Annotated in this window: 20 protein-coding genes; 6 read left to right on the top strand and 14 right to left on the bottom strand. The window is 35.7% G+C overall.

Annotation, left to right across the window (positions count from 1 at the left end; genetic code table 11):
• Positions 1–85: 85 nt before the first annotated feature.
• The 3 genes from recJ (at position 86) to ACKTTZ_RS10855 (ending at position 2,912) form a co-directional block, all read left to right on the top strand.
• Positions 86–1,798: a single-stranded-DNA-specific exonuclease RecJ gene (recJ, locus tag ACKTTZ_RS10865; protein ID WP_034694749.1), complete on the top strand. Its 1,713-nt coding sequence runs from the start codon at positions 86–88 to the stop codon at positions 1,796–1,798.
• 107 nt (positions 1,799–1,905) lie between these two features.
• A complete protein-coding gene (nadD, locus tag ACKTTZ_RS10860; protein ID WP_407848798.1) occupies positions 1,906–2,490 on the top strand; it encodes a nicotinate (nicotinamide) nucleotide adenylyltransferase in 585 nt (194 codons plus the stop codon).
• An 83-nt stretch (positions 2,491–2,573) separates the two neighbouring features.
• Positions 2,574–2,912 (top strand): DUF3817 domain-containing protein, encoded by a 339-nt coding sequence (locus ACKTTZ_RS10855; protein ID WP_253316313.1) that lies wholly within the window; start codon positions 2,574–2,576, stop codon positions 2,910–2,912.
• A 51-nt stretch (positions 2,913–2,963) separates the two neighbouring features.
• Here ACKTTZ_RS10855 and ACKTTZ_RS10850 read toward each other — a convergent pair whose 3' ends face one another.
• On the bottom strand, positions 2,964–4,742 hold the full coding sequence (locus tag ACKTTZ_RS10850) for a carboxypeptidase-like regulatory domain-containing protein (RefSeq protein ID WP_407848796.1): 1,779 nt from the start codon (positions 4,740–4,742) through the stop codon (positions 2,964–2,966).
• Positions 4,743–5,065: 323 nt separating this feature from the next.
• Here ACKTTZ_RS10850 and ACKTTZ_RS10845 point away from each other — a divergent pair, with 323 nt between their 5' ends.
• From ACKTTZ_RS10845 to ACKTTZ_RS10835, 3 genes are all read left to right on the top strand, one after another.
• Positions 5,066–7,327 carry an outer membrane beta-barrel family protein gene (locus ACKTTZ_RS10845; RefSeq protein ID WP_034694743.1) on the top strand — a complete coding sequence of 754 codons (2,262 nt, stop codon included), beginning with the start codon at positions 5,066–5,068 and terminating at the stop codon, positions 7,325–7,327.
• A gap of 43 nt (positions 7,328–7,370) precedes the next feature.
• Complete coding sequence (locus tag ACKTTZ_RS10840) at positions 7,371–9,629, top strand: TonB-dependent receptor domain-containing protein (RefSeq protein ID WP_407848793.1); 2,259 nt, start codon at positions 7,371–7,373, stop codon at positions 9,627–9,629.
• A gap of 81 nt (positions 9,630–9,710) precedes the next feature.
• Complete coding sequence (locus tag ACKTTZ_RS10835) at positions 9,711–10,571, top strand: alpha/beta hydrolase fold domain-containing protein (protein WP_407848791.1); 861 nt, start codon at positions 9,711–9,713, stop codon at positions 10,569–10,571.
• A 49-nt stretch (positions 10,572–10,620) separates the two neighbouring features.
• On the opposite strand, the gene ACKTTZ_RS10830 is transcribed toward ACKTTZ_RS10835, so the two are convergent.
• From ACKTTZ_RS10830 to ACKTTZ_RS10770, 13 genes are all read right to left on the bottom strand, one after another.
• Complete coding sequence (locus ACKTTZ_RS10830; RefSeq protein ID WP_034694740.1) at positions 10,621–12,375, bottom strand: discoidin domain-containing protein; 1,755 nt, start codon at positions 12,373–12,375, stop codon at positions 10,621–10,623.
• Between the two features lie 27 nt (positions 12,376–12,402).
• Entirely contained in the window at positions 12,403–13,428 is a 1,026-nt protein-coding gene (locus ACKTTZ_RS10825) for a hypothetical protein (protein ID WP_407848789.1), read from the bottom strand.
• A gap of 4 nt (positions 13,429–13,432) precedes the next feature.
• Positions 13,433–14,962: an NAD(P)-binding protein gene (locus tag ACKTTZ_RS10820; protein ID WP_407848787.1), complete on the bottom strand. Its 1,530-nt coding sequence runs from the start codon at positions 14,960–14,962 to the stop codon at positions 13,433–13,435.
• Between the two features lie 37 nt (positions 14,963–14,999).
• Positions 15,000–16,514 (bottom strand): polyamine aminopropyltransferase, encoded by a 1,515-nt coding sequence (locus ACKTTZ_RS10815; protein WP_034694734.1) that lies wholly within the window; start codon positions 16,512–16,514, stop codon positions 15,000–15,002.
• Complete coding sequence (locus ACKTTZ_RS10810) at positions 16,507–16,722, bottom strand: DUF350 domain-containing protein (RefSeq protein WP_062673653.1); 216 nt, start codon at positions 16,720–16,722, stop codon at positions 16,507–16,509. The genes ACKTTZ_RS10815 and ACKTTZ_RS10810 overlap by 8 nt, the downstream gene beginning before the upstream one ends.
• A 13-nt stretch (positions 16,723–16,735) precedes the next feature.
• Positions 16,736–16,930 carry a hypothetical protein gene (locus ACKTTZ_RS10805; protein WP_407848784.1) on the bottom strand — a complete coding sequence of 65 codons (195 nt, stop codon included), beginning with the start codon at positions 16,928–16,930 and terminating at the stop codon, positions 16,736–16,738.
• Positions 16,927–18,384: a DUF4178 domain-containing protein gene (locus ACKTTZ_RS10800; RefSeq protein WP_407848782.1), complete on the bottom strand. Its 1,458-nt coding sequence runs from the start codon at positions 18,382–18,384 to the stop codon at positions 16,927–16,929. The genes ACKTTZ_RS10805 and ACKTTZ_RS10800 overlap by 4 nt, the downstream gene beginning before the upstream one ends.
• A 3-nt stretch (positions 18,385–18,387) precedes the next feature.
• Positions 18,388–18,747, bottom strand: coding sequence for an S-adenosylmethionine decarboxylase family protein (locus tag ACKTTZ_RS10795; protein WP_253316320.1), 360 nt, complete (start codon positions 18,745–18,747; stop codon positions 18,388–18,390).
• A gap of 20 nt (positions 18,748–18,767) precedes the next feature.
• Positions 18,768–19,691, bottom strand: coding sequence for a citrulline utilization hydrolase CtlX (ctlX, locus tag ACKTTZ_RS10790; RefSeq protein WP_034694722.1), 924 nt, complete (start codon positions 19,689–19,691; stop codon positions 18,768–18,770).
• A 55-nt stretch (positions 19,692–19,746) separates the two neighbouring features.
• A complete protein-coding gene (locus ACKTTZ_RS10785; protein WP_407848779.1) occupies positions 19,747–20,154 on the bottom strand; it encodes a four helix bundle protein in 408 nt (135 codons plus the stop codon).
• Between the two features lie 107 nt (positions 20,155–20,261).
• On the bottom strand, positions 20,262–21,176 hold the full coding sequence (locus tag ACKTTZ_RS10780; protein ID WP_253316322.1) for a dimethylarginine dimethylaminohydrolase family protein: 915 nt from the start codon (positions 21,174–21,176) through the stop codon (positions 20,262–20,264).
• 488 nt (positions 21,177–21,664) lie between these two features.
• The gene (locus ACKTTZ_RS10775; protein WP_407848778.1) at positions 21,665–23,839 is read right to left on the bottom strand and encodes a TonB-dependent receptor domain-containing protein; all 2,175 of its coding nucleotides are present in this window, start codon (positions 23,837–23,839) and stop codon (positions 21,665–21,667) included.
• Between the two features lie 80 nt (positions 23,840–23,919).
• Entirely contained in the window at positions 23,920–24,981 is a 1,062-nt protein-coding gene (locus tag ACKTTZ_RS10770) for an AraC family transcriptional regulator (protein ID WP_253316324.1), read from the bottom strand.
• Positions 24,982–25,427: the final 446 nt, after the last annotated feature.

Here is a 25,427-nt window from a genome sequence, read left to right as displayed (position 1 = left end):
TGCTCATCCTTATGCCATCCATTTTAAAATCTAATTTGCTGATTTTTAAAGACGCTTTTAGAACTTTTTTCCCTATTTTTGTGAAATGAGTCAAAAATGGATTTACAAGCCTGAACCCGATGAGGAAGTTGTTGACAGACTAAGTTCGTCACTTGGTTTTGGTACTTTTGAATCTAAAATCCTCGTTCTAAGGGGAATTGACAATTATCAAAAGGCCAGAGAATTCTTCAAACCCAACCTTAACGATATACACAATCCGTTTTTAATGGCAGACATGCAAAAAGCTGTAGAGCGTATTGCCACCGCTATTGAAAATGGAGAAAAAATATTGGTATATGGTGACTATGATGTGGACGGAACCACAGCTGTTGCTTTGATGTACCTTTATCTCAGCAAAATTGTTGAGAAAAAATATCTGGATTATTATATTCCTGACAGAAATTCTGAAGGATATGGAATTTCCACGGAAGGAATTGATTTTGCCAAAGAAAATGGTTTTTCATTAATCATTGCTCTGGACTGTGGAATCAAAGCACTTGATATGATCAACTATGCCAGCAATCTGGATATCGATTTTATTATTTGTGACCATCACCTTCCGGGTGAAGAGATTCCTAATGCTGCAGCTGTACTTGACCCAAAAAGAAATGACTGCCGATATCCTTTCAAAGAACTTTCAGGATGTGGTGTTGGTTTTAAGCTTTGCCAGGGACTTAATACCATTTATAAATTACCGGAAGCAGAATTATTTGAACTGACAGACCTTCTGGCAATCTCCATTGCAGCAGATATTGTTTCCATGACAGGAGAAAACAGAGTTCTGGCTAAAATGGGATTAAAAACCCTCAGAAAGACCAGAAATCTTGGTTTAAGATTATTGATTCCTGAGGATAAACTTTCTCATTTTGAAATTTCCAATATTGTTTTTGAAATCGCTCCTAAAATTAATGCTGCCGGAAGAATTTCTCATGGTAAAGCTGCTGTAGAGCTTATGGTTTCTGACAATCTGAAACATGCCAATCAGATTGTAAATGATATCATGAATCTCAACGATGAAAGGCGTGAGCTGGATATGAATTCCACACTTTCTGCTTTAAATCAGATTATAGAATCCCAGCAGGAAACCAAGCATACTACAATTGTTTATCATCCTGAATGGAATAAAGGTGTAATTGGTATTGTTGCCTCAAGGCTTATTGAAACCTATTATAAACCTACCCTTGTATTTACTGATGGTAATAATGGGGAAATGGTAGCTTCTGCAAGATCTGTTTCTGATTTTGATGTACATGAAGCCCTTGATTTGTGTTCTGAATATTTCCTTAAATTCGGGGGACATCATGCTGCGGCCGGACTTTCGATGGAGAAGGATAAATTTGATGCTTTCAAGGAAAAATTTGAAAGAATTGTTTCTGAAAAAATCAAGGATCATCAGAAAGAACCTTCTATTACGATTGATACAGAGATTAAAGTAGATGAAATCAACAGAGAGTTTATCAATTTCCACAGAAAACTGGCTCCATTTGGACCTCATAATATGAAACCTATTTTTACATTAACGGATCAGAAACTTTCCGGGTATGTAAAAACAATGGGAAAAGATAATAATCACCTGAAGTTCTATATCAGACAGGAATCTACAGGACGAAATATTGAATGTGTCGGATTCAAACTGGGACAGTTTGTTGAGGATTTTAAAAATAAAAGTTTCGACCTTGCTTTTACCCTGGAAGAAAATCACTGGAAAGGCAATGTAACTCATTATCTTAATATTAAGGATGTAAAATTTAGAGAGTAAGTAAGGTTGCAGGATTTAGGTTGCACGTAATAAAAGCCTGAACAAATATAAAGTTCTGATCAAAATATTGATATTCTAAACTACTGCTACCTATTAGCTAACAAAAAATGAAAAAAATCGGTTTATTTTTCGGATCATTCAATCCTATTCATATCGGGCATCTTATTCTGGCTAATTATATTCTGGAAAATTCTGACATGGATGAACTTTGGTTTGTAGTAAGTCCACAAAACCCGTTTAAAGACAAAAAATCTTTACTGAATGACCATAACAGACTTGATATGGTACAACTTGCGGTAAAGAACTATCCCAATATGAGAGCTTCCAATGTAGAATTCTCTCTTCCGAAACCAAGTTATACTATTGATACGCTAACTTATCTTCATGAAAAATATCCTGATTATTCTTTCAGTCTGATCATGGGCGAAGATAATCTGAAGAGTCTTCACAAATGGAAAAACTCTGATATGCTGATCAAAAATCATCATATCATTGTCTATCCAAGAGTATTTGAAGGAGAGAAAAAAGATTCCGAATATTTACAGCATGAAAATATCTCTCTGATCAAGGCTCCGGTAATAGAACTTTCTGCTACGGAAATCCGTAATATGGTTAAGAGTGGTAAAAATGTAAGACCTATGCTTCCGCCTGAAGTTTTTGAATATTTGGATGGTAGTAGTTTTTATAAGTAATTTTGCACATCAGAAATGAGAGGCTAAAACTAAAAGCCGGAGAAAGACTCTTACCTTTTATCTCTCACCTCATAATTTAAGAAATGGACTTCATCGAAAAAATATTCTCAAAATATTCTCAGGAAAAAATTATCAAATGGTTTAAGCAGATATGTCTTGCCGAAGCTGTTTCATGTCTTTTACTGTACTGTGTTGCGATGATCTGGATTCGGTATGATGAAAATTTATATTCTATTATCTTCATCAGCGTTATTGGTAGTTTACACGGATTATTTTTTACACTTTACCTTTTGTTATGCCTTCCTGCCAGAAAAATTTATAACTGGGATGACGAAGATTTTGTTTTTGCTTTATTATCAGCATTCTTCCCTTTTGCAACGGTTTGGGTAGATAAGAAGCTAGCACGATTCGATAGAGAATAAATATACTGCATAAAAAAAGGACCATTTCGGTCCTTTTTATTTTTATGGTGATTACAAATCCCGTTTTACATGCCCTGTTGCCGTGAAGGTGTGATTTCCTGAACTATCGGTGAACGTTCCATTGACTGTAAAATCAATATAGTCTCCTACCGCTCCAAAAGAAGTTACATTGACAACGAGGTTTCCATTATTGGCTGTAATAGCCCCTCCAGAAAATTCAAGCCCATAATTAGAAGTAAAACTTGCAGCAACTCCCAACATATTATTCTGAGTCATAGAAAAAAATGGCCCTGCAGCATTCAGTGAACTTATTCTCAATTGTTTAGGTGATATAATAGGCGAAGGTATAAGACCTGTCCATTGTGCATTGAACAGTCCCACTATATTAACGGTTGGCTGATTATCAATTTTATAACTGATCAGCTCATTCACAGAATTACAAACCATGATATTTCCCAAATTTACTGTTGTAGATGGAGCTGTGAAAGTGACTTCATTAGTGCTTTGTAAATTAATGGCATCAAACCCTTCATAGGTAAACTGAGGATTTGCAGTACATGCATACGTGTTGAATATAAAACCTCCGGTACTGTTTACAGGTAATGATAAATACTGGAAATAGTTAGTGTTTAAAGCAGATCTCAATATTACATAGCCATCAGTAACATCAGTATTCGCACAGGTTTTAAGACTTCCCTGAATCGTATAATTGACAGATGTAGAAGGATTTACTGTAATATCCTGAATCGTTGTTATGATTCCAGCCGTAAATGGGCCAACGTTAGAAGTATACATTACATTATTGCAGGCATCATAAACATTTAAAGCAAGAATCTCCCCTGCAGGAACAATTCCAGACACTGTTCCTGTATTATCTGTGATTCCATAAGTTTCGTAGGATTGAGAGCTTCTCTTTAAAGTTACTTTAATATTAGGTAAAACCTGTCCTGCGGAATTTTTCACCGTTACTTTCATTGTTGCCTGTGGAAACTGTGCATCACAATTCCACCACGAAAAATGGCTTACTGTTCCTACATAGGTATTTCCAATCTTTGTTGCAGCACCTTCTTCTTTCCACATTCCGGTCTCTTCATTATATGACCATAAGGGGATTGTGGCTGGTGAGCTGGAAGTTTGTGCAGCATCTATTGGAACTGTAATTTCTGCAGTATGGCCGTTGGCAATCTGAAGATTCTGTCCGGAACTTCCTGTTAATTGTACATGCAGCATTCCAAAAGTTTCCATTATTCTGGCATTCCCTCCCAAGTTGGTTGCCAAAAAAGATCCCGGCATTAATTCATTAAGATATGGGTTGGATGGTGTTAAGTGAAAAACTCCAACGCTCACACTTCCTGAATAGGGATTTCCGTTGGCATCTTTGAAGCTTCCATCGAATTTTACTTTCGTTCCGTTGGGTAGTGAAACTGTAGAGGTTGAACCAGTAGCAATTGTAGAGGTGGTTGTCGCCGGAATCATCATGATATTCACTCTGTTTATTCCGTTAGTAGGAACTAAAACTCTTGATGCATTTACAAAGCCAGGTTTTGTCACTTTTACATGGGCAAAATTTTCTTTTACCGAAGCATTTTTAAATGTGAAGAAACCTTTAAGATTGGTGGTAACAGTACTTGTTCCGATTGTAACTGTTGCCCCGGAAACCGGGATTCCGTTTGTATCAAGAACGACTCCCTGGAAATTTCTTTGTGTAGTAGCTCCAAAATTATAATTGGAGGTTGAATTGGATGTGTTGTCTTCTATTTCTAGCAAAGATTCATCTTTACATGAAAATAACAACATAGACAACAAAAATAATAGGTAAAATTTTCGCATATGGTATTAGTTTTTAGTTTTCACTAAATTAATAATAAAAGTATATCATCAGCACATTTTATTATTTTTCTCTTTTTTTTAATTAAAAATCTATATTAATTTCTTTCTTCCATGTAACATTTAACATCTGTTATTTGTCTTATTATACAGAAAGGTCAAGCAATCATTATTTTTAACTAAATTTTTATCAACTGATAATCAATCAATTAAATTTAATTAAAAATATTTTTCAGTACTTTGTATTGCATGATACTAAATTTATTACATATCTTTGCAATATAAAATAACAAACCATACAAGCTATTAATTAAAAAAGAATAATCATGAAGACTCAAATTCTTATTGCAGCACTATTTTTCGGTGGACTTATCACTGCCCAGCAGAAAAAAGACAGTATGAAAGTAAATGCTATTGATGCAGTGAATATCAAGAAGCAGGTTTTCAAAAAGCAAGGTGACCGTTTGGTGTATGATGTAGCTTCTTCATCTATCGCTAAAGGAACCAACACCTTTAATCTTTTAAAACAAACTCCGATGATTTCCAGTATTGATGGAAAAACGCTGAAGATTTTGGGAAAAAATGATGCCGTGATTTATATCAACAATAAGAAAACCAATATGGACTCTGAGGCATTGATTGAAATGCTGAAATCTACTCCCTCTGAGGATATTCAGAAAATAGAAGTCATCACAGTTCCCGGAAGTGAATTCCAGGTTGAATCTAAAGAAGGTGTCATCAATATTGTGATGAAAAAAAGCAAAAACAACGGCTACAACGGAACGTTGAAAATGCAGAACGAGCAGGCTTATTACAATAATCCTAATGCAGGAGCTTCTTTTAATTTCAGACAGGGGAAATGGTCAGGTAATTCTAATTTCAGAACGGGAAGCTGGACAGACAGACAAAGATATACGCTGTCCAATGGTGATCCTACTTTCAAAAATGAATCATTTGGGTTTAATGATGATCCTAACAAAAATTTTGGTGGAGGCTTCAATGTTGATTATGAAATTAATAAAAAACACAGTCTTGGATTCTCTTACAACATGAGATACAACAAAAGTTTCAATTCTGTACTGGATATTACGAACTGGCAAAACGGAGTATTAAACAACAGAACGGTTAATAACGAGGATGCACAGACCAGAAATCATTCTTTCAATTTGAATTATGAGATGAAAACAGATTCTCTGGGAAGTAAGCTTACATCCAACGTTTCTTACCTGTGGTTCAACAGAGATAAAGTGAGCTTCAATGAAAGTTTTCCTTTAACAAATGATACAATCAACAAATATTCAGCATTACATCAAGCTGTACCACAGATTATTAACAACTATGCTGCCAATATTGATTATCTGAAAAAAACAGCTAAAGGAGCAACATGGTTGATGGGAATAAGCTATAACCACACCAATACAGATAATGATACCAAACAGGATAAATTGACAAAAGGAGAATTTATAATAGACCCGAACCAAACGAATCACTTCATTTATAAAGAAAATATTCTCGGAATTTATCTGAACTATGAAAGAAAGCTGACTGAAAAAATATCCGGAAAAATAGGGGCAAGATATGAAATGACCAGAAGTACAGGAGATATCGTAGACAAAACAGGTTTTGAAAGAAATTACAATAACCTTCTGCCTTATCTGAATTTAAATTACGCAATCAACTCAGACCATAATGTAAGCTATACTTTTTCCAGCAGAATCAGAAGACCAAGATTCTGGGAACTGAATCCTTCAAGAACCTACTTTACTCCTACGAATTATACGCAGAACAATCCATTTATACTGGCTTCCAAATATTATAATCAGGAGATCAATTATATGTACAAAAATGCATTCTATGCCAACCTTAGTTTTAATATGGTGGAGGATGCAGCTGCCTCAGACCTGATTCCATTGCAGGGAACTGTAACAGCTCCTAAAAAAGATTCTGAGGGGAAAATCATAAAGGATATCAAAGGAAATCCAATTATGGAAACTACCAGATTCTTAAGATATATCAGAACCAATTATGGTAAAAATAGGGAGATTGCCCTAACTCTTGGAATGAACAAATCCTGGTTCAAAGACATATGGACAACCAACTATTCTGTCAATTTAGGATATGTTACCTACAAAGGCGGAGTATTTGAAGATCCTACTTCTATGCCCGTTCCGGGAGAAACTGAAGTGGTAGATCCTTATATCATTGATGTCAAAAACTACAATATGTCTGCAACCCTCAATAATGTCATCAGACTTTCTTCTAAAAAAGATTGGTTCTTAGGGGTTAATTACTTCTTTGCCAGCCAGACCGCAATGGAAGGAGGAATGATAGGAGCAAGACAGAGTTTCGATTTAAGTCTGAAAAAAATTGCCGGAGACTGGACGATTGTAGCGGAAGTGAGCGACTTATTTAATCAAAGTTTCTACAGCATTAAAGGAGTACAGCCTAATGGAAAATATAATAATATCACCAACTTCAATTATCCAAGGCTCATGAGCATCGGAGTGACTTATAATTTCGGAAATCAGAAACTGAAAAAAGCAAGGGAAATGAAATCAGCTAACGATGCTGTAAAATCAAGAACCTAATCTATAAAACTTTACACTCAAACCACTCTTAAATAAAAACAACATGAAACGTATAATTTTGTCAATGGCTATCATATTCGGTACTTGCGCATTTGCTCAGGAAAAGAAATCCGATACGGCAAAAACAAAAAATATAGAAGGAGTTACCATTACAAAACAGGTTTTTAAAAAACAAAGCGACCGTTTTGTATATGATGTAGCAGCATCTCCTGTGGCGAAGGGAAATACCACTTTTGATCTATTAAAGCAGACTCCGTTATTATCTTCCACAGATGATAAAACATTGAAAATCGCAGGAAAAAATAATGCGCTGATCTTTATCAATGGCAGAAAAAGCAATATGGACGCTGAGTCTCTGGCTCAATTTCTGAAAAATACTCCGGCAGAAAATATCCAGAAAATTGAAGTCATTACTGTTCCGGGAAGTGAGTATCAGGTGGAATCATCTGATGGAATCATCAATATCGTTTTAAAGAAAAAAATGAGTGATGGTCTCAATGGAAATATGAGAATGTCTAACACTACCAATAAATATAACGGAAGTCAGGCGAGTTTCTCAGCCAATTACAGAAAAAACAAACTGGGAGTAAGCGCCAGCCTTAGCGGGGGTGAAAATATTGAGCCACAAACCTATACTTTAAGAAATGGGACTTCCAAAACTTCTAATGAATCTGTAGGAGATGTGGATGATCCGAATAAAAACATCGGTGGTTATCTGAATATTGATTATCAGCTAAATGATAAAAGCAATCTTGCATTATCATGGAACACATGGGCCAATAAAAGTTATAATTCAACGGTAGATTTATTTAATACCATTAAAAAAACAAAGACAGAATATACATGGTCTAAAAACCGTGAAGATTCAAGATCTTATAACAATTCTGTGAATTTAAATTATGAATTAAAAACAGATTCATTAGGAAGTAAACTGAATGTAAACGCAGCTTACCTCAACTATAGAAGATTTCAGTTCACAGATAATCAAACTTTTGCTTCGGATATCAACAGAGAAGTAGGAAAAATAAAAACACAGGTATTGCAGGATCTCCCTCAGATCATTAATAATTTCTCAGGAATGGTAGATTATAATCAAAAGTTTAAAAATGATCTGACCGTGTCTATAGGTGGAAATTATAATAAAACCAAAACAGATAACGATTCTAAAAACATAACTTATTCTTTTAATCCTGTAAAAGCACCGGATTCAAGGCCCAACCATTTTATCTATGATGAAAACATCTACGGAATGTATATTACCGTTGAGAAAAAGATTTCCGACAAACTTTCCGGAAAAATAGGTACCCGATATGAGATCACAAACAGTCTTGGAACTTCTGACAACGCTCCCACAGAAGCCCTTAGAAGAATTGAAAGAAATTATAAAAACCTTCTTCCATATCTCAGCGTGAATTATGCAATTAATGACAAAAACAATATTTCGTATTCCTTTTCAAGCAGAATGAGAAGACCGAGTTTCTGGGAACTTAATCCGGTAAGGAACATTCTTACAGATGATAATTATACTCAGAATGATCCATTTGTAAAGGCGTCTTCCAACTATAATCAGGAGCTTACTTATATGTTCAAAAATTCGTATTTCCTGATTTTAAACCACTCTTATATCCAGGATGTGATCACACAGGTACCACTTCAGGGATATCCGGTATCACCGGCCGGAAAGGAAGGAGAAAACCCGGCATTGAGATATATCAGAACCAATTTTGGGAATAAACAGGAAATGTCTGCAATGGTAGGTATTCAAAAATCATTTTTCAAGCAATACTGGACAACCAATTTCAATATCGGGGTACAACATAATATCAACAATGGAAGCCTTGATACTGATCCTACAACCGGAGACCGCTTCAAAGATGAAAAAGGACCCAATGGAAAATTTATTACGTACACCAATAAAACCAATTCTACCAGTCTTCTGATTCAAACCAACAATACTGTTCGTCTTGATAAAAAGAAAACATGGTTCTTCGGACTTAATTACTTCTTCGTAGACAAACAGCAGATTGAGCTTGGTTCATTGAAAAACCTGATGAGTTTAGATCTTAGCCTTAAGAAAATGTGGAACGACTGGACGTTTGCAGTGAATGTAAATGATGTACTGAATACCAACATCGTTAAAATTGAAGATTTTCAGGAAAACGGGAACTATAATTATGTCCACCAAAACCGTTACAACAGAAGCTTAACAGTAAGTCTTACCTATAATTTCGGAAACCAGAAAGTGAAAAAGGTAAGAGACATCGAAGGTGCTTCAGATGCTATTAAAAGTAGAACCAGATAAAGAATTATCTTTCTTCATATTCAATTATTCTTACGGTATCCGCTGATTATTTTTCAGCGGATTTTTTTATATTTAATAGCTATGAAAAAACACATACGAGTTATTTTAATTTGCCTTAGTCTTCCCTTTCTTTGGACTAGCTGCACAGAAAAAAAGATCAATCTGGGCAAAGATATCAGCTTTGATAAAGAGGAAAATGTTCATTATGGACAGAGTTCTGAACAAATAATGGATCTCTATATTCCACATACAAAAACAATCAAAGAAAAGAATATTTTTATCATGATTCATGGTGGAGGCTGGCGTAGTGGAAATAAATCACAGCTTACCTTTTTCACCCTTTCTATGATGGAGAGATTTCCTGATCATATTTTTGTCAATATGAATTACAGACTGACATCAGAAACTCATTATGGATTGCCCAATCAGATGAATGATATTAAAGATGTTTCTGCTTTTTTAGAAAAGAAACTCGGCTACAGTTCGAAGTTGATATTATTAGGAAACAGTGCCGGAGCCCATTTATCAATGTTGTATGCCTACAAGTTTGATTCATATAAAAAAGTAAAAGCTGTTATTAATATTGTGGGTCCTGCAGATCTTTCGGATCCGGGTTTTAAAAATTACCAGGAATATTCCTTTGTGGAAAGAAGGCTTGTAGATCCTCGTGTAGTGGAATCAGGAACTTCCAGAATAGATTTTGCAAGCCCTGTGAAATGGATCAGTGAAAGCTCCCCTCCTACTTTATCCTATTACGGAAATTCGGATCGTGTTATTCCTTCTTCACAAGAGAAAATATTAGATTCTGTTTTAAATAAAAACCATATCCTCCATGAATCTTATCAATTCAATGGTGGACATCTGGACTGGGATAAACATCCGAATGATCAATTCCTTATCAAGAAAATAGAAGCATTTCTCAAGAAAACAGGCAAAAAATAACACGTCCTGATTTTTCAGAACGTGTCATTTTTTTATATTTTAATTTAATTTATTCTGATTTTGCAACGGCTGTTTTTTCAGAAACCCCGTTGGCATTGAAAGCTTCAATCTGGAAATAGTAGGCATCTGTTCTGTCTGCCCCGGTAAAGAAATATTCATTCTTTCCGTAGACCATTATGCTTCCATACAATTTATCGGGAGTCTTTCCGAAATAGATTACATAGCCATCCGCATCAGGATTCTGCTGCCATTTCATCCAGATACTTCTTCTTTCACCATACTTTTTCGGATCAGCTCGTAAAGGCACAAAACCTTCTACTTTTGCTGGCTGTTTCCCTGCTCCTTTTCCAAACACTCTGAAACCGCTTAATGCAAATTTTCCGGTAGGCATTTTCAGATTTTCCATTTTAAGAAAACGGGCTTTTGCAGGTTGTTCAAGTTCTACATAATCATGAGGAACATCTTTTGTGTTTTTGCTTTTATCCACAATTACATTCCATTTCTTTCCATCGTTAGAACCATAGATTTTATACTGATGCATTTTTCCAAAGGTTTTCCCCATAAACTCCGCATCCTGATCCGCATAATTGATCTGAATGGCATTGATCGTAGACACTTCTCCAAGATCCGTCTGAAACCATTCTCCGGAATTTCCGGTTTTGGCACTCCAGTACGTTTTGATATCTTCATCTACAGCATAGTTGGGCTGATAACCTCCCAAAGTAGATGAAACCTGAACCGGTTTATTATAATTCAACAGCATCCATCCGGCAAAAAGACCTTTAGTAAAATCTTTCCCCTGTGCATACTGCGGAAGGTAAGTAGGATAATCCCCATAAGCCGTATTACAGTACATCACGTCGTCTTTATCAAACCCTGCAGGCCATATTCCCAGTCTTCTTTCAAAATTATTTTTGGTAGAGATAAAAATGGTGGAAATATGCCACCAGTTTTTATAATTGTCTTCAAACGTTGCTCCGTGACCTGCTCCTCTGGCAAAACCTCCCGGTTTATAAGAGAATGGATTATGCTGCTGATATTCGAAACCTTCCAAAGGATTTTTACTGACATATACACCATCGGAATATCCACTGAATTCTGTTGCCGGAGCACCATACTGCATATAATATTTTCCATTGTGCTTTGTCATCCACGCTCCTTCTACAAAAGGCTGAAGAAAAACGTTGTCATTGTATTCCCCGAAACGTTCCCAACCGTGATCTTCAGGCTTTAGTTTAATAATTGGCTTAACGAAACCTTCGGACTGAAGATTTTTTACTTTCACTTCTGTTCCCAGTAATGGCCATTCATTACTTGAACCCCAGTACAGATAGAGTTTATTTTTATCTTCATCATAATGGAATGCCGGGTCCCACGCTCCTACCTTTAAAGTATCCACAGCAATTTTCCAGTCGTCTTTGGTGGGGTTTGTACTTTTCCAGATGGGGAAATCCTGTTCCCAGGTAGAACCATACACATATAGAGTATCTTTCATTGCCCAGACAGCCGGAGCATTAAGATCATGGGTATATTTATTATCTCTTAAAAACTTTCTTTTCACAAATTTCCAGTCCAGCATATCATCACTGTACCAGTATCCTTCCTGATTGGTAGAAAAAAGAAACAGTTTATTTTTAAAATTAACAATCACCGGATCCGCTGTAGCACGATGTTTCCCTTGTTTGGAAAAAACTTCAAAAGGGGTATAACCATAATCGATATTGATGGGATTGCAGAACGTTTTCTGCTGAGCACCCACAATAATTCCGAGAAAAATAGCCAGTGACAGAAAATATTGTCTCATTTTTAGATTTTAAAGATTGAGACAAAGTTAGGTAACTTTTTTGGGTTTTCTCCAAATAAAGCCATCCAGCAGATAGTGAGTGAGCTGCGGAACAACCAATAAAGGAATCAGGAACTGAAGCCAGTTTTCAGAAACCATCACATTCAGGGAAAAATGTTCATTCCATACCAGAGTTTCCCACAAAAATTCTTCCAGGAAAGCAAAGCCTAAAAGAATTCCTATGAACAAAAGGATTCCTGAAAAAGATTTAAAAATCAGCATCCAATTCATCTGATGATTTTCTTTTTGTTGTATTTCCCGGATGTAGATCAATGCGATATAGGGAATTCCGTGAGAAACCACATTCAGAAAAGTAAACAAAAGATCATTGTTAAAATAGATAATCCCAAAATACCAGGAAAGGAAAGTCCCGGAGATCAGTGCTGTTTTAGGAATGTTAATATTTTTTGTTTTAAAAACTTCAAAAGCCATTTTAACAATCCAAATAATCAGAATTGTAAAATAGATCACCGTAATAAAAGGAATGTAATCCGGAAGATTTTGAAGCCAGTCAAATTCGTTGTTGACGAACCATGTGAAAGCACGAGGAGTTTTAAACCAGTACAACATCGGAAAAATAGTAGCAGAATAAACGGCAATCTCATCTATTCTTTTGCTCCAGTTATTCGGTTCAAAGCGGGCGTAGATTCTCATAAAGCCATATTGCTGGCGTATAAAATGAAAAACGGCTATCAATGCCAGTACCGACCAGAATGTCAGACTTCCGAATTGAAACAGAATAATCCCTAAAATCCAGCTTACCGCAGGAATTCCGAGATAAAGCAGTTTATTTTTTTGTATTTCTCCCTTTACGAAATACGTTTTGAACAGCGTAGAATATACATGAGCCACATCCACAAAAACGATCAGGAAAAGCCATGTGTAAAAGGAATAATGATTTTCCAGCCCTTGAATCTGTTTCTGAAAAAGAAAAATAATCAACAATACAACAAAAGGTGGTGATAAAATAAACCACCAGTCTGTTTTTGCATTATGTATCCACGGTTGTTTCATTGTATTATTGTATCATTTGTCCTGCAGTTCGGATTCCCTGATAAAAGGCTTCTTCAAAAATAGATATTCCGGAAAGATCAGAGTGGGCAAAGAAAATTTTTCCTTCTATGGAATCTTTCGCTTTTTGGGTTTCTTCTCCAAAAATCTGGTTGGGAACGGGAGCTATCATCGCATGTCCTATTTTATGAAACTGCATTTCCAGGATGAAATCTTCTATCAATGGATGGGCTTTCTTCAGATCATCCAAAACTAAATCTTTCAGTTCAGATTCTTTCAGGGCATAAAGTTTTTTCCTCGCTTTTTTGCCATCTGCCGTTGAGAAACTCCTGTAATGGGTAATTACTTTTTCACCTATAATCTGGTTCAGATTCTGATGTTGATCAAAAATATATCCCAATCCGGAAGTACCATAAATCACATTATCCCAGGCCAGTTCTTCATCTCCACCAAATTCATTTTTCAGCGTAATCGTTGTTAAAAGCCAGGGAACATAATGGAACGAGGATGCTCTTTTTTGATTAAAAATTCTTTCATTCACAAACTGAGGTGATGCAAACAGTACTTTATCCGCAATGATCTTTTTCGTTTTCTTCTGGGCATTATCAAAACTCAATACCTCAACTTTATCCTTGATTTTCACATCAAAAACTAAGTTTTCTGGTATGTGTTTTCCTTCTGTGTATTTTGAAAAATGTTTTGCCAGCCTTGCATTTCCTTCCGGCCATGTGAAAACCTGATCTTTGTATTTCGTACTCCAGTTGTTTTTTCTTCCGGCAAAATAATGAATACCTGCCCAAGCTGAAACATAGTCTATTCCTAAACCGAAATCGTCTCTGCAGGAATAATCCAGCAACCAGAGAAGTTCTTCCGACTGGTAGTTATTTTCCTTAAGCCAATCTTTAAAAATGATTTTTTCAAGTTTTACAACCTCATCTTCCCTACTGGAATCATGTACGGGAATGGCGAACCAATATTTTCCCTGGATATCTTTCCTGATACGAAGCTCATCCATCAACTTAAAAAAACGGTTAAGCTCCTGCTGTGTTTCTGCCGAAATACCTCTCTGAGGCACAATATCATTTTGCCAGGAGTTTTTATAGAAAAGTCTTTCCTGCTGTGGAAAAGTCATTTGGTATTCATCAAGAATAGGTTCACCGTTTTCTTCTGTTCCCAGGCAGATTTTACACTCTTTCAGGAAATCTATTATTTCTACGTTTTCCTTATTAGGTAAAGGTAAATAATGAGCTCCTAAAGGGAATTTTGAAAATGAATTCTGCCCGTTGGAAGAGTTTCCTCCCAGATGGTTTTCCATTTCCAAAAGAAGATAATCTTTCTCATTATTCTGACTAAAGAATCTGCATGCGGAAAGTCCGGAAATCCCACCACCTACGATAAGATATTTTGTGTGGATAACTTCTGAAAATTGTGGAAAATCTTTTGCCCATAGCTTATGTCCAAGAACATGGTTTGTACCTGTAATTTTCAGCAGCAACGCTTTTACTTTCTTTCCACAATACTGCAAAAAGGGAAGCATAAGACTACCTAAAAATATAGTTTTAAGAAAATCCTTTCTACTGTACTTTCCCCCACTCTTCATCGAAATAACGGACTAATATCTGGTTATCCAGACGGTTAACTTCTACATCTTTCACTTTCATATCTTTATTAAAATAAGACATCTGCGAAAAGTTATAATCATAATATTTTAAGCCGGGAAGCTTTCTGTAAACTCTGTTGTTGATGGGCTCAAAGGAAGCCATAGAAAATCCCCATTCTCCAAAGGACGGAACATAGGTGTGATATGCTGCTGTGAAAGGAAAAATCTGATTGATTGTTTTCTCAATACACCAGAAAGATTTCGGAGCAAAATACGGAGAAGTGGTCTGAACCACGATTTTGGTATCAAGTGTTGTCAGCTTCTCCAGTTCTTTATAAAACTGCAGGGAATAGAGTTTTCCTAAGCTGTAATTGGACGGATCTGGAAAGTCTATGATAATGACGTCAAATTTCTTTTTGCTGTCTTTTACCCAAATGTAAGCATCTTTATTGATGATTTCTACTTTCGGATTGGAAAACGAATTTTGGTTTAACCTGCGCATGGTTTCATTCGTCTTGAAAAACTGAGTCATTTCACCGTCCAAATCTACGAGTGTCACTTTTTTAACATCTTTGTATTTCAATACTTCTCTGGCTGCAAAACCATCACCACCACCAAGAATCAGAACGTTATCAATGTTTTTTGCCATAGACATCGCCGGATGTACTAATGCTTCATGATAACGGTATTCATCGGTGGATGAAAACTGTAAGTTGTTATTTAAATATAAACGGAACTCATGTGTATTTCTCGTTAAAACAATTCTTTGATAGGGTGAACTTTTGGTATAAACCACATTTTCGCCATATAGCTTTTCTTCAGAATAAGACAAAATCGTATCCGAGAAAAAGAAAAGGCCTAACAGAAATGCAAATGCTGCAATAGATTTTACTTTTAACGATAACGGTTTTGATAATTCTTTCGTAAGATAATAGCACAGGAATATCGCAATAGAAATATTGATCAATCCGAAAAACAAAGGTGTTTTGACGATTCCTAACTTTGGAATCAACACCAATGGAAAAAGAATCGACGCTAATAAAGCTCCGATATAATCGAATGCAAAGACATTTGAAACTAAATCTTTAAACTTTACACGGTCTTTCAGAATATTCATCAGAAGCGGAATTTCCACTCCTACAAGACAGCCCGTGAAAAAGACAAAAAGATATAAAACGCTTTCAAAGTGTGCGAGTGTATTAAACAGAATAAACAGCACTACAGAGCTGATTCCGCCTACGATTCCTACCAGGATTTCGATCTCAATGAATTTATCAATAAGATTTCCTTTGATGAATTTCGCAAGATAGGAACCTACACCCATTGAAAAGAGGTATACCCCGATAATGAAAGAAAACTGCTTTACAGAGTCTCCTAAAAGATAGCTCGCCAGGGCTCCGGCCACCAGCTCATAAATCAATCCACATGTAGCAATGACGAATACTGAAAACAATAAAAGCAGCTCAAGAGGAATCCTCTTCTTATCCATGAATTGCTGCGCTTATAATCATTGAAATTCCGATGATAAATGCTCCGAAAACAATAGCTAATGCTATATTTTTATTCTGAGCGATCTCGTGCCATGTTTTTTCCGGAGTAAGCTTTTCAATAACGAAATAGCACACCAGCAAAATAGCGATTCCTAAAAATGAATAAAGAACCGAGTTTAGTATTGGTAAGAAATTGATGTTGTCCATAGTTTTTATATTTTTATTTGTGATAGTATCTGTAGAATCCTACTCTGGAATGACTTCTTGTGGTTCCGTCCCGATATGTTTCCGTTTTGGCACAATCGCAGACCTGATTTCCCTGATAGGTAAGATATACAAACCAGGTCATGAAAAGCCCCCCAATCAGGCAGAGCATCCAGTTTTGTCTTATGTATTGTAAAATATTAGTTATCATGATGTGGCGTATGGGGTGTTTGAACTATTCTTCCATTTATTCACATTAAAGAAATGTCTTCCTATCCACATCGCTACAAAGAGTGCAATCATTATGAATAAAATGAATCCAAAATTCCAGAATGAAACGGGAAGCCAGGTTGCCTTGAGTTGTACATAAGTATTGCTTGAAATGGGATCTGTAGTAAGTTTAGGTGCTTCAGCATTGATCAGAGAATCTATTTTTGACGTTCCGAACGATGCTTTTACCAGTTTACCCAATTCTGTTGTATCTTTTTCTAAAGTCTTTCCGTCTGTAAAGGCTGTAGTTTGAGCCTTAAACAGATCAGTGATTTCTATAGTTCCTGATTTATCCCGTGATATCATCACCTTTGAATCTGGAGACTGAAGGTTGGAAAATGTTGGCAAAGCTCCTTCTTTCTCTGCAGAAATAAGAAAGTGATATTGTCCGGAGCTTACTCCGCACAGATTAAATTCTTCGGACTGACTTCCCTCAGACCAACTTTCTCCATCTTCGTAACCATGATACTGTTCGATATCTTTGGAGGTATAGATGATTTCATTGGTTTTTTCATTCACAAGACTCAGCTGGATATTTGCCCAGGAATTATCAACACCTGAAAATACATTCACCTTTAATGGTGCTGAACCTCCTGAAAGGGTAAAACTTTTGCTCACCATTTCCTTGTCCTGTACATCTGCAAAATTGATGGTCTCCGCAAAAACGGTTTCGTTGGTTCTCGAAGTATAAACATACAACTGAAGCAGACATATCATTAATGCAGCCACACAAAAGATGTTGACCATCTGTTTGATATCAAAATAATAAGGCTGAACGATCCCCACTCCTGTATAATAAGGCATGTGAGCTATTTTAAAAGCTCTTTTTACATCATGCTTTGAAATGTGAACTCCATAAAAATACTGGCTTTTCTTAGCGGTCTTTTCCTGAGAGATCATACGGGTTCCGTTGACATATTCTTTGTAGGTAGCAATGCTGAAATCCAGGTGTTCATCAAAAAAACCTGTTGCTGCATCGATAGTACATGGAGTGTTTTCATACCAGCGGTAAGTTCTCCCAAGATAGGTTGGTAATTTTGAATCTTTACCTTTAAAATCATCAGGATGTATTGAGATCAGGAAAACCCAATGCCCATCGCTCTCACTTAGGAAAGCATCATTTCCTTTGCTGTCTTTTAAAGAATATTCCCGCCAGAAAATACTGTTTCCGTATTTTCTGACAACAATTGATACAACGGTATATTCTACACCTTCAATTTTTCCTTTCTGTCCGACGTCCAAGACAACGTTTTCTGTCGGTACTTTCAAATGTTTAATCTTTTTATTTCCGGCTACATCAATGAGATGAGAGCAGGTGATACAAACATATTCCTCGATAGGAAAATTGAGATCTAATGTATTTTCTGATTCGCATGCTGGGCAGACATAATGCATTTTTTATCTGTAAATTTTGTGTTTCTGAATGGTATTAGCTTTAAAATACTGAACCACATCATCTGCAATCTGCTCTACTTTTGTGGTATTATCCTGTGTATAATTACAAAGAAAAACATCAAAAGTAAGCTGTTTAAATTCCGGCCACGTGTGGATACAAAGGTGAGACTCTTTCAGGATTACTGCGGAAGTAAAACTCTCATTTTCAAAAATATGATTGGTAACTCCTACAATTTCTACATCCTTTGTTTTCAGAATCTCTTCTGTAAACGTCAGAAAACCTTTGCTGTCTAATAACAAATCTTCTGACTCTGTTTCCAAAGTCAGAAGAATATGTAAACCTTTACTTGATAATGGGTTCAATTAATTTTTTCGTAAATATATTATTTTTTTGGAAGAAAAACCTCAGCAAGCATACATCTTGCGCTTCCTCCACCATTTACTTCAATGGTATTCAGGTCTGAATAAATAATTTCGCAGTATTTTTCAATAGCAGCTACCTGTTCTGAAGATAAAGACTGATAAGCTGTCTGGCTCATTACCAGAAACTTCTCGCCTTCTTTGTTCTGAACCTGAAGCATATTTCCTGCAAACTGCTGCATCTGTTCTTCAGAAATTTCGATGATTTCTTTTCCTGAACCTTTAATCGTTTCTGTTACTTTTTCTCTTTCCAGCTCATCATCGATACAGTCAAGACAGATTACAACAAACTTATCCGCCACACACATCATTACATTGGTGTGATAGATTGGAAGTCTTTCCGTTCCTACCGTCTGGAATGAATGGAAAACAACAGGAGTAAATCCGTATTTTGTACAGAATTCTCTGAACAGTTTTTCATCCAGTCTCAAAGAAACAGAACCATATGCAATTTTATTGTCATGATCAAAAATCATGCTTCCTGTTCCTTCCAGGAAATGTCCCTGAGTTTCAGAAAAAGACCAGTCATCCACCTCAACTACTTCAAATCCCTGTTCCTGGATACTTTCAATAATATCATCTCTTCTTTCCACTCTTCTGTTGGATGCGAACATCGGATATAAAACTACTTTTCCGTCTTTATGAAAACTTACCCAGTTATTCGGGAAAATAGAATCCGGAGTATGAGGGTCTAAAGTATCTTTTATGGTAATCACATTGATTCCTCTTTCTCTCAGTTTTCCGACAAAAGTATTGAACTCAGCCAAAGCTTTTGACTGGATATCAGAACCTGTCTGTTCTACCTGGAAATAATTATTTTTCGCTGTTTCAGCGTTGTAACCGAATGCAATCGGCTCTATCATTAATACTGTATCTGTTGTTTGCATTTTTTATAAGTTTGAGGGTGTTAGTGTATTAGAGTTTGAGTGTCTGAACAGCGTTTTACAAATTATTCTCTCCTTTATTTGCCGAAGAAAATGAGCACCACTTTTCTGACTGGCTCATCATATTAACTAACATCCCTATTATTTGGTTATACTTGTTGTGCAAATTATTGTATTGCTCTTCATTCATATAATGGCAAGCAAAGACAAACTGGAGCCATGTTTGGGTTTCTCTTGCTTCACCCTCTGAATCTGTAAGCTTAGCGATGAAGGATTTTTCATATTTTCTTTTGCCCCAAGCCTCACTAATATTTGCTGTTACCGATCTTGATGATCTTCCGATCTGATCTGTAAGTGAATAAAGCTCTTCTTTAGGAAAAAATTTTGAGAGTTCATAAATCAACTGTGCTGTTTCAAATGATTGTTGATAAACTTTTAAGTCTTGATGAAATTTAATTGTCGACATACCCAAATATTTTTTTTAAAATTAAAAAAATATTCAAACTCACCAACACTCTAACGCTCAGACTCTAAAACTCTTCCGCTCTCAAACACTAAAACTATCCCATTCCATTATTCTCTCACAAGCGGCATTGTAGAACATCTCAACAAACCACCCATTTTAGATATTTCTCTGTAAGGAATTTCTTCAACAGTCATTCCCCACTCGTTTCTCAAATGGTCATTCATTCTTGTGAATGCTTTGTCTGAAACCACTACATCAGGAGAAATAGAGAAAATATTCGGGAACATTTCAAACATTTCTTCATCATTGATATGGAAACAGTTTTCTTCTCCGAAAATATCAAGGATTAAACGGTAATCACTTTCGTCTACGAATCCGTTTTTATAAATGATACATTTGTCTTCTCCTACGGGATTAAATGTGCAGTCCAAATGTAGAATTCCTTCAAACGGAACTTTATCGTTTTTCTTCAATTCCAGATCGATGATTCTTTTCTTTGGAAAATATTCTTTCAGGATTTCAATGGCATACTCGTTGGTTCTTGCCGTTTTATAGTTTCTGTAATCTTCACTGAAACAGGTTCCGATGAAGATAAAGTCATTCCATACGATTACATCTCCTCCTTCAATATGTGCGGTTTCGGGAAGATTAATAATTTTTCTCCATGCTACTTTTTCAAAAACACTTTTGTAGGCTTCCTGCTCATCTGCTCTGTCTGCAATCACATTGGAAATGATCATTTTATCATCAATAACAAAGGCTACATCTCTCGAAAAAACCTGATTGTAGTCTTGGATGATACTAGGACGCAAAACTTCAACGTCATACTTTTTTAAAACCGCTTCAAAAGCGTTCATTTCATTGATAATATCCTCTTCTTTAGGATAAATGTTGTGTTCGATTGAGTAATATGACTTTGCGTCATAACTTTCCTCTAGTGTGGGAACTGGTCCCAATGAATTAGGTTGGCCTAGAACTACTGACTTCAGCCTACCCGTTTCGTTTTTAATATTTAGTCTCATAAAGATTTATGCAATACTACAAATATAAGTAAAGGTCTCTATCTATAAAACTTTTGGATTATTTTATGTATTAAATTTGATCTCTAAAATCAACCCTCTTCAACAAAATTTCCTTGTCTGTTTGGCTAATTGCAGTGAATAGTCCCAAAAACATCTACAACTTACTATTTTCCATCTACATAAGAACAAAAAAACAGATAATTATATTATTTAATTTCCTATATTAGTGATATAATTTTCGCGAAATTATAGATCATAAAACTTAACTATTAACACCAAAAATCAAAGTCATGAACAAGAACATTAAAGTGCTGAAACATGCACAAAAACTAGGAAGAGAGCAACAAAAATCAGTAATAGGCGGAATCGCAATAAGACCAAGATACTGCTGCGAGTGGGATGCTGAAGGCAATTGCACCATCTGGACATGTGGTAATTGTGTATGCCCATAATAAAAAACGAAAACCTGCTTAAAAAAGCAGGTTTTCTTATCTCGCTCTGTTTTCTTCTTCTGTCTTTTGGGTTTCTTTGACCTGATATTTTGAGCTTCCCATTGTATAACTGAGTGAAAATATCAACCTACTGCTATCCCACCAATGGGTAAAACGGTTATCCATAATCTGTTTATGTCGGAATTCCAGTCTCTGCTCGTATGAATCCAATAGATTATTAAAACCAATCTTCGTGTTCAATTTATTATCAAACCATGACTTCTGAACTGATACATCTATGGTATATCTTGGTTGAATGATGTAAAGGCTATTTCCAGTTTTGGATTCATAACTACCGAATAGATTGAGTGTAATTCCTTTTGGAAGAGAAAATACCTGATTCAATCTTATTTCATAATTATAAATATTCAACGCAAAGACCTCATCCAGATAGGGTCTGAATTCATAATTGTAATATCCTGCAATCTGGCTGGTGATATTCCACCATTTTGCAATTCTGACCGGAAAGCTGGTCTCCAGAATAGCAAAATTCCGATAGGGAAGATTCGTTCCTAAATACTCCAGAACATTGGTTTCCGGATTATAAAGAGGATAGCGGGTCATCACATCTTTTTCTTTTCCAACAGTAAAGCTTGTGATCCAGTTTTTATATCGATACGTTACTTTGATCTGACTGGTAAAGGAAGGCAATAAATAAGGATTTCCAATCCAGTAATTTAGCGGACTGAAATAAAACCTGAAGGGATTGAGTTGAGAGAATGCCGGTCTGGTGATTCTTCTGCTGTAAGAAAGGGAAAATTCACTGGATGTATTAAAAGTATAACTTGCATTTAAAGAAGGCAGCCATTTCAGATAATTTCTGGAAACAACAGAATCCATGGTAATAGCGTTGGAAATACTGTTTGTGTTTTCAAATCTTAATCCTGCATTGATTTGAAAATCCCCTATTTTCTGTTTATAAGCCAGATAACCTGCCCATATTTTTTCTTTATAGGAGAATATATTACTTCGTGTAGGGTCAAATACAAACTGATTTCCCACAGATAATGTATCATACCGGATATTATTATGGGTATCAGAATGACTGTATTTCACACCTGCTTCAATATTGGCATTATTTATTTTTTGGGAAGCATCTATTTGCGCAGTATAAATGGTAATTTTATTAATCAGGTCAGATTTCCAATACGACAGTACTTTCGATGTACCTTTATCTCTATTGATAAAATCATCATTCTGTTTATTTTTAACTGAAAGATAGTTTCCTAAAAAACTCAGTTTAAATCCTTTGCCCTGAAAAGAATAATCCGTTGTAATCCCATAGTTATCCTGTGAATAATCTGTAGGGTTTTCGCTGGCTGTATTCAGTACCAATTGAGTTTCATTTTTATCTGTTGTATACAGTGATCCGTTGCGTGCACGGTTGTTATTCCGGAAGTTTCCTCTCAGATTGATACCCAACCTGTTTTTATCATTCAGCCTGAAATCAATTCCGGCTTGCAGACTGTACACTTTTCCCAAGTCTTCCTGATACGTCTGAGTACGCATAATATTAGTATTCGCCAAATGCTGTAAAGCATGATAACGATAGGTTGAAACGCCTTCATTATAGCCAGCCTGAACACTGTACGTTACTTTTCCTTTATGATAAGATACATTGAGTGCATTTTCCCGATAGTTGAATTTATTGATATATATATTTCCATTATAGGCAGCTTTCCAGCCGAGATTTATATTCTTTTTTAGCTTAATATCAATAATTCCTTTAAATTCTGCATCATATTTCGAAGACGGATTGGTATTTACCTCTATAGATTCTACCATTTCAGGGGATAAAGACCGTAAATAAGCCTGCAATTCCTGGTTACTCATCACCACAGGTTTTCCATCAATAAGAACAGCTGGAGTAATCCTACCGCCGATAAAAATTCCGTCTTCCTGATCTACGGTAACCCCAGGAGTTTTTCTCAGGACATCGAGAAGATGAGTAGACGTTTTAAAATCTTTATTTCCGGCAACAGATAGTACAAGATTGCCTTCATTCAATTTCATCTTTCGAGGTGCGGATTGAATGATGACTTCTGAAATATTCGTTGTGGAAGATTTTACCTCAGCCAGAGAATCTGGAACTTTTCCATTTACCTTTTTCTGCGCTTTACCAAAAAATGATAAAAATAGCATAAGCAGTAAAAGCCATAATTTGATGATCATAAATTTTAAATTTTATGAAATCAAAAGTATCGGCTTGTGGTAGCAATACGGTTTTGAAATTGAAATTCCGCAGTACTGAATTATAAATTTGAACTCTGAAACCTAGGCTCAGTAATGGTTTGAGATTGTTTATACAAAAGAGGTGTTGTATTTTTTATTTTCTTAAATGTGGAAAAGAAAGTTGATTTGGAATTGAATCCAACTTCATATCCTATCTCTTCAATTTTCAGATAAGAGCCATTTTCTATTTTTTCACAGGCATCATTGATTCGGTATTCATTGATGCAGGTAGCAAAACTTTTCCCCAGATTATCATTCAGCAATTGAGAAAGCTGATGTGCAGACATATTCATTCTTGAAGCCAGATCACTCAATTTTAAATTCGGATTTTTATAAAGCTCTTCTGTATCCATTAATCTTTCCAGTTTCGATACAAAACTATCCGCCTGTTCTCCGGAAATCTTTTTATTGGAATATTTTTCTGTTTCTTTTGACGGAAGCTGCTGGTATTTTTTATTAAATAAAATTAAAAAATTGGCATAAAGCACGAACGAGAACACAAGACTTCCTCCTGCACAATAGATTTGTAACCAGCCTGTCGAAATAAGCTGATAGCTCAAAAATATAATCACATTGCTGACCAGAATCGGAAGTACAAAATTGTTCGGACTTTTATGATTCTGTTTAAGTAAAATAAAATACTGATAGACCGTAAGAAATATAAATACAGACCAAACGGTATAGATAAAAGTAGCAAAATAGTGATCCCACGTAATAGGAAATACCAGATATAATAAACCTACAACCCCTAAAATAAGGGTTAGTATTCCAAACCATTTCTTACAGCTCTTCCAATCAAACTGATCCTGCCGGAAGGAAGATTTCACATAATAATATAAAGCCGGCCCGGTAAAAAATAAGGCTGAAAGCCCTAAATGTGCGATAATTCTGGGTAAATCGGGATAAAAATAAAAGCATACAGAAATCGCTACTCTTGAGCTTAGCATTAAGAGAAGAATTCCAAGGAAAAAATCGGGAAGGTATTTCAGTTTTTTAACAAACAGCAGATAAATGCCCAGCAAAAGTCCGTTGAATGCTCCTACTGCACTGAAGAAAAATAACATCTGTTCTCCGAAAGTCATGATTTGTTAGCTTTAATTTTAAATACAAATTGCATAAATAATTCGCACAAAAGCACAAATTCCTGATCAATAGAAACGGACTTTAGTCCGTTTAATCAAAAAAAACAATCATTTGGTTTTAACCGAAACTTATATTATGCAAAAGTAAATTTAATAAATTATTGGATTGAATTCCAGATAGATTGATGTTTTCTTGAAAATTAATATGGGAGATTCTAGGTTTGGGCTAAAGCCAATGGAAGTTTTGTCTATTGGGTAACGGGCTAAAGCCCTTTTCTATTGATATTGATTATATCCTAGCCCCGATAGAAACGGTTACCCCGCAACATGCGCCGGAAATGCGGAGGAGTGAGGAGTATGAGTGGATAGCGGGAAATAGCTCCTAATCATTAAAAACAAAGAATCCCAAAGCAAGCTTTGGGATTCTTTTATGGTATAAGCAAATA

It is taken from the genome of Chryseobacterium sp. KCF3-3, from assembly GCF_045865955.1.
Taxonomy (GTDB): domain Bacteria; phylum Bacteroidota; class Bacteroidia; order Flavobacteriales; family Weeksellaceae; genus Chryseobacterium.
The sequence above is the reverse complement of the archived record's forward strand: the minus strand, read 5'-3'. Positions and strand labels throughout refer to the sequence as shown.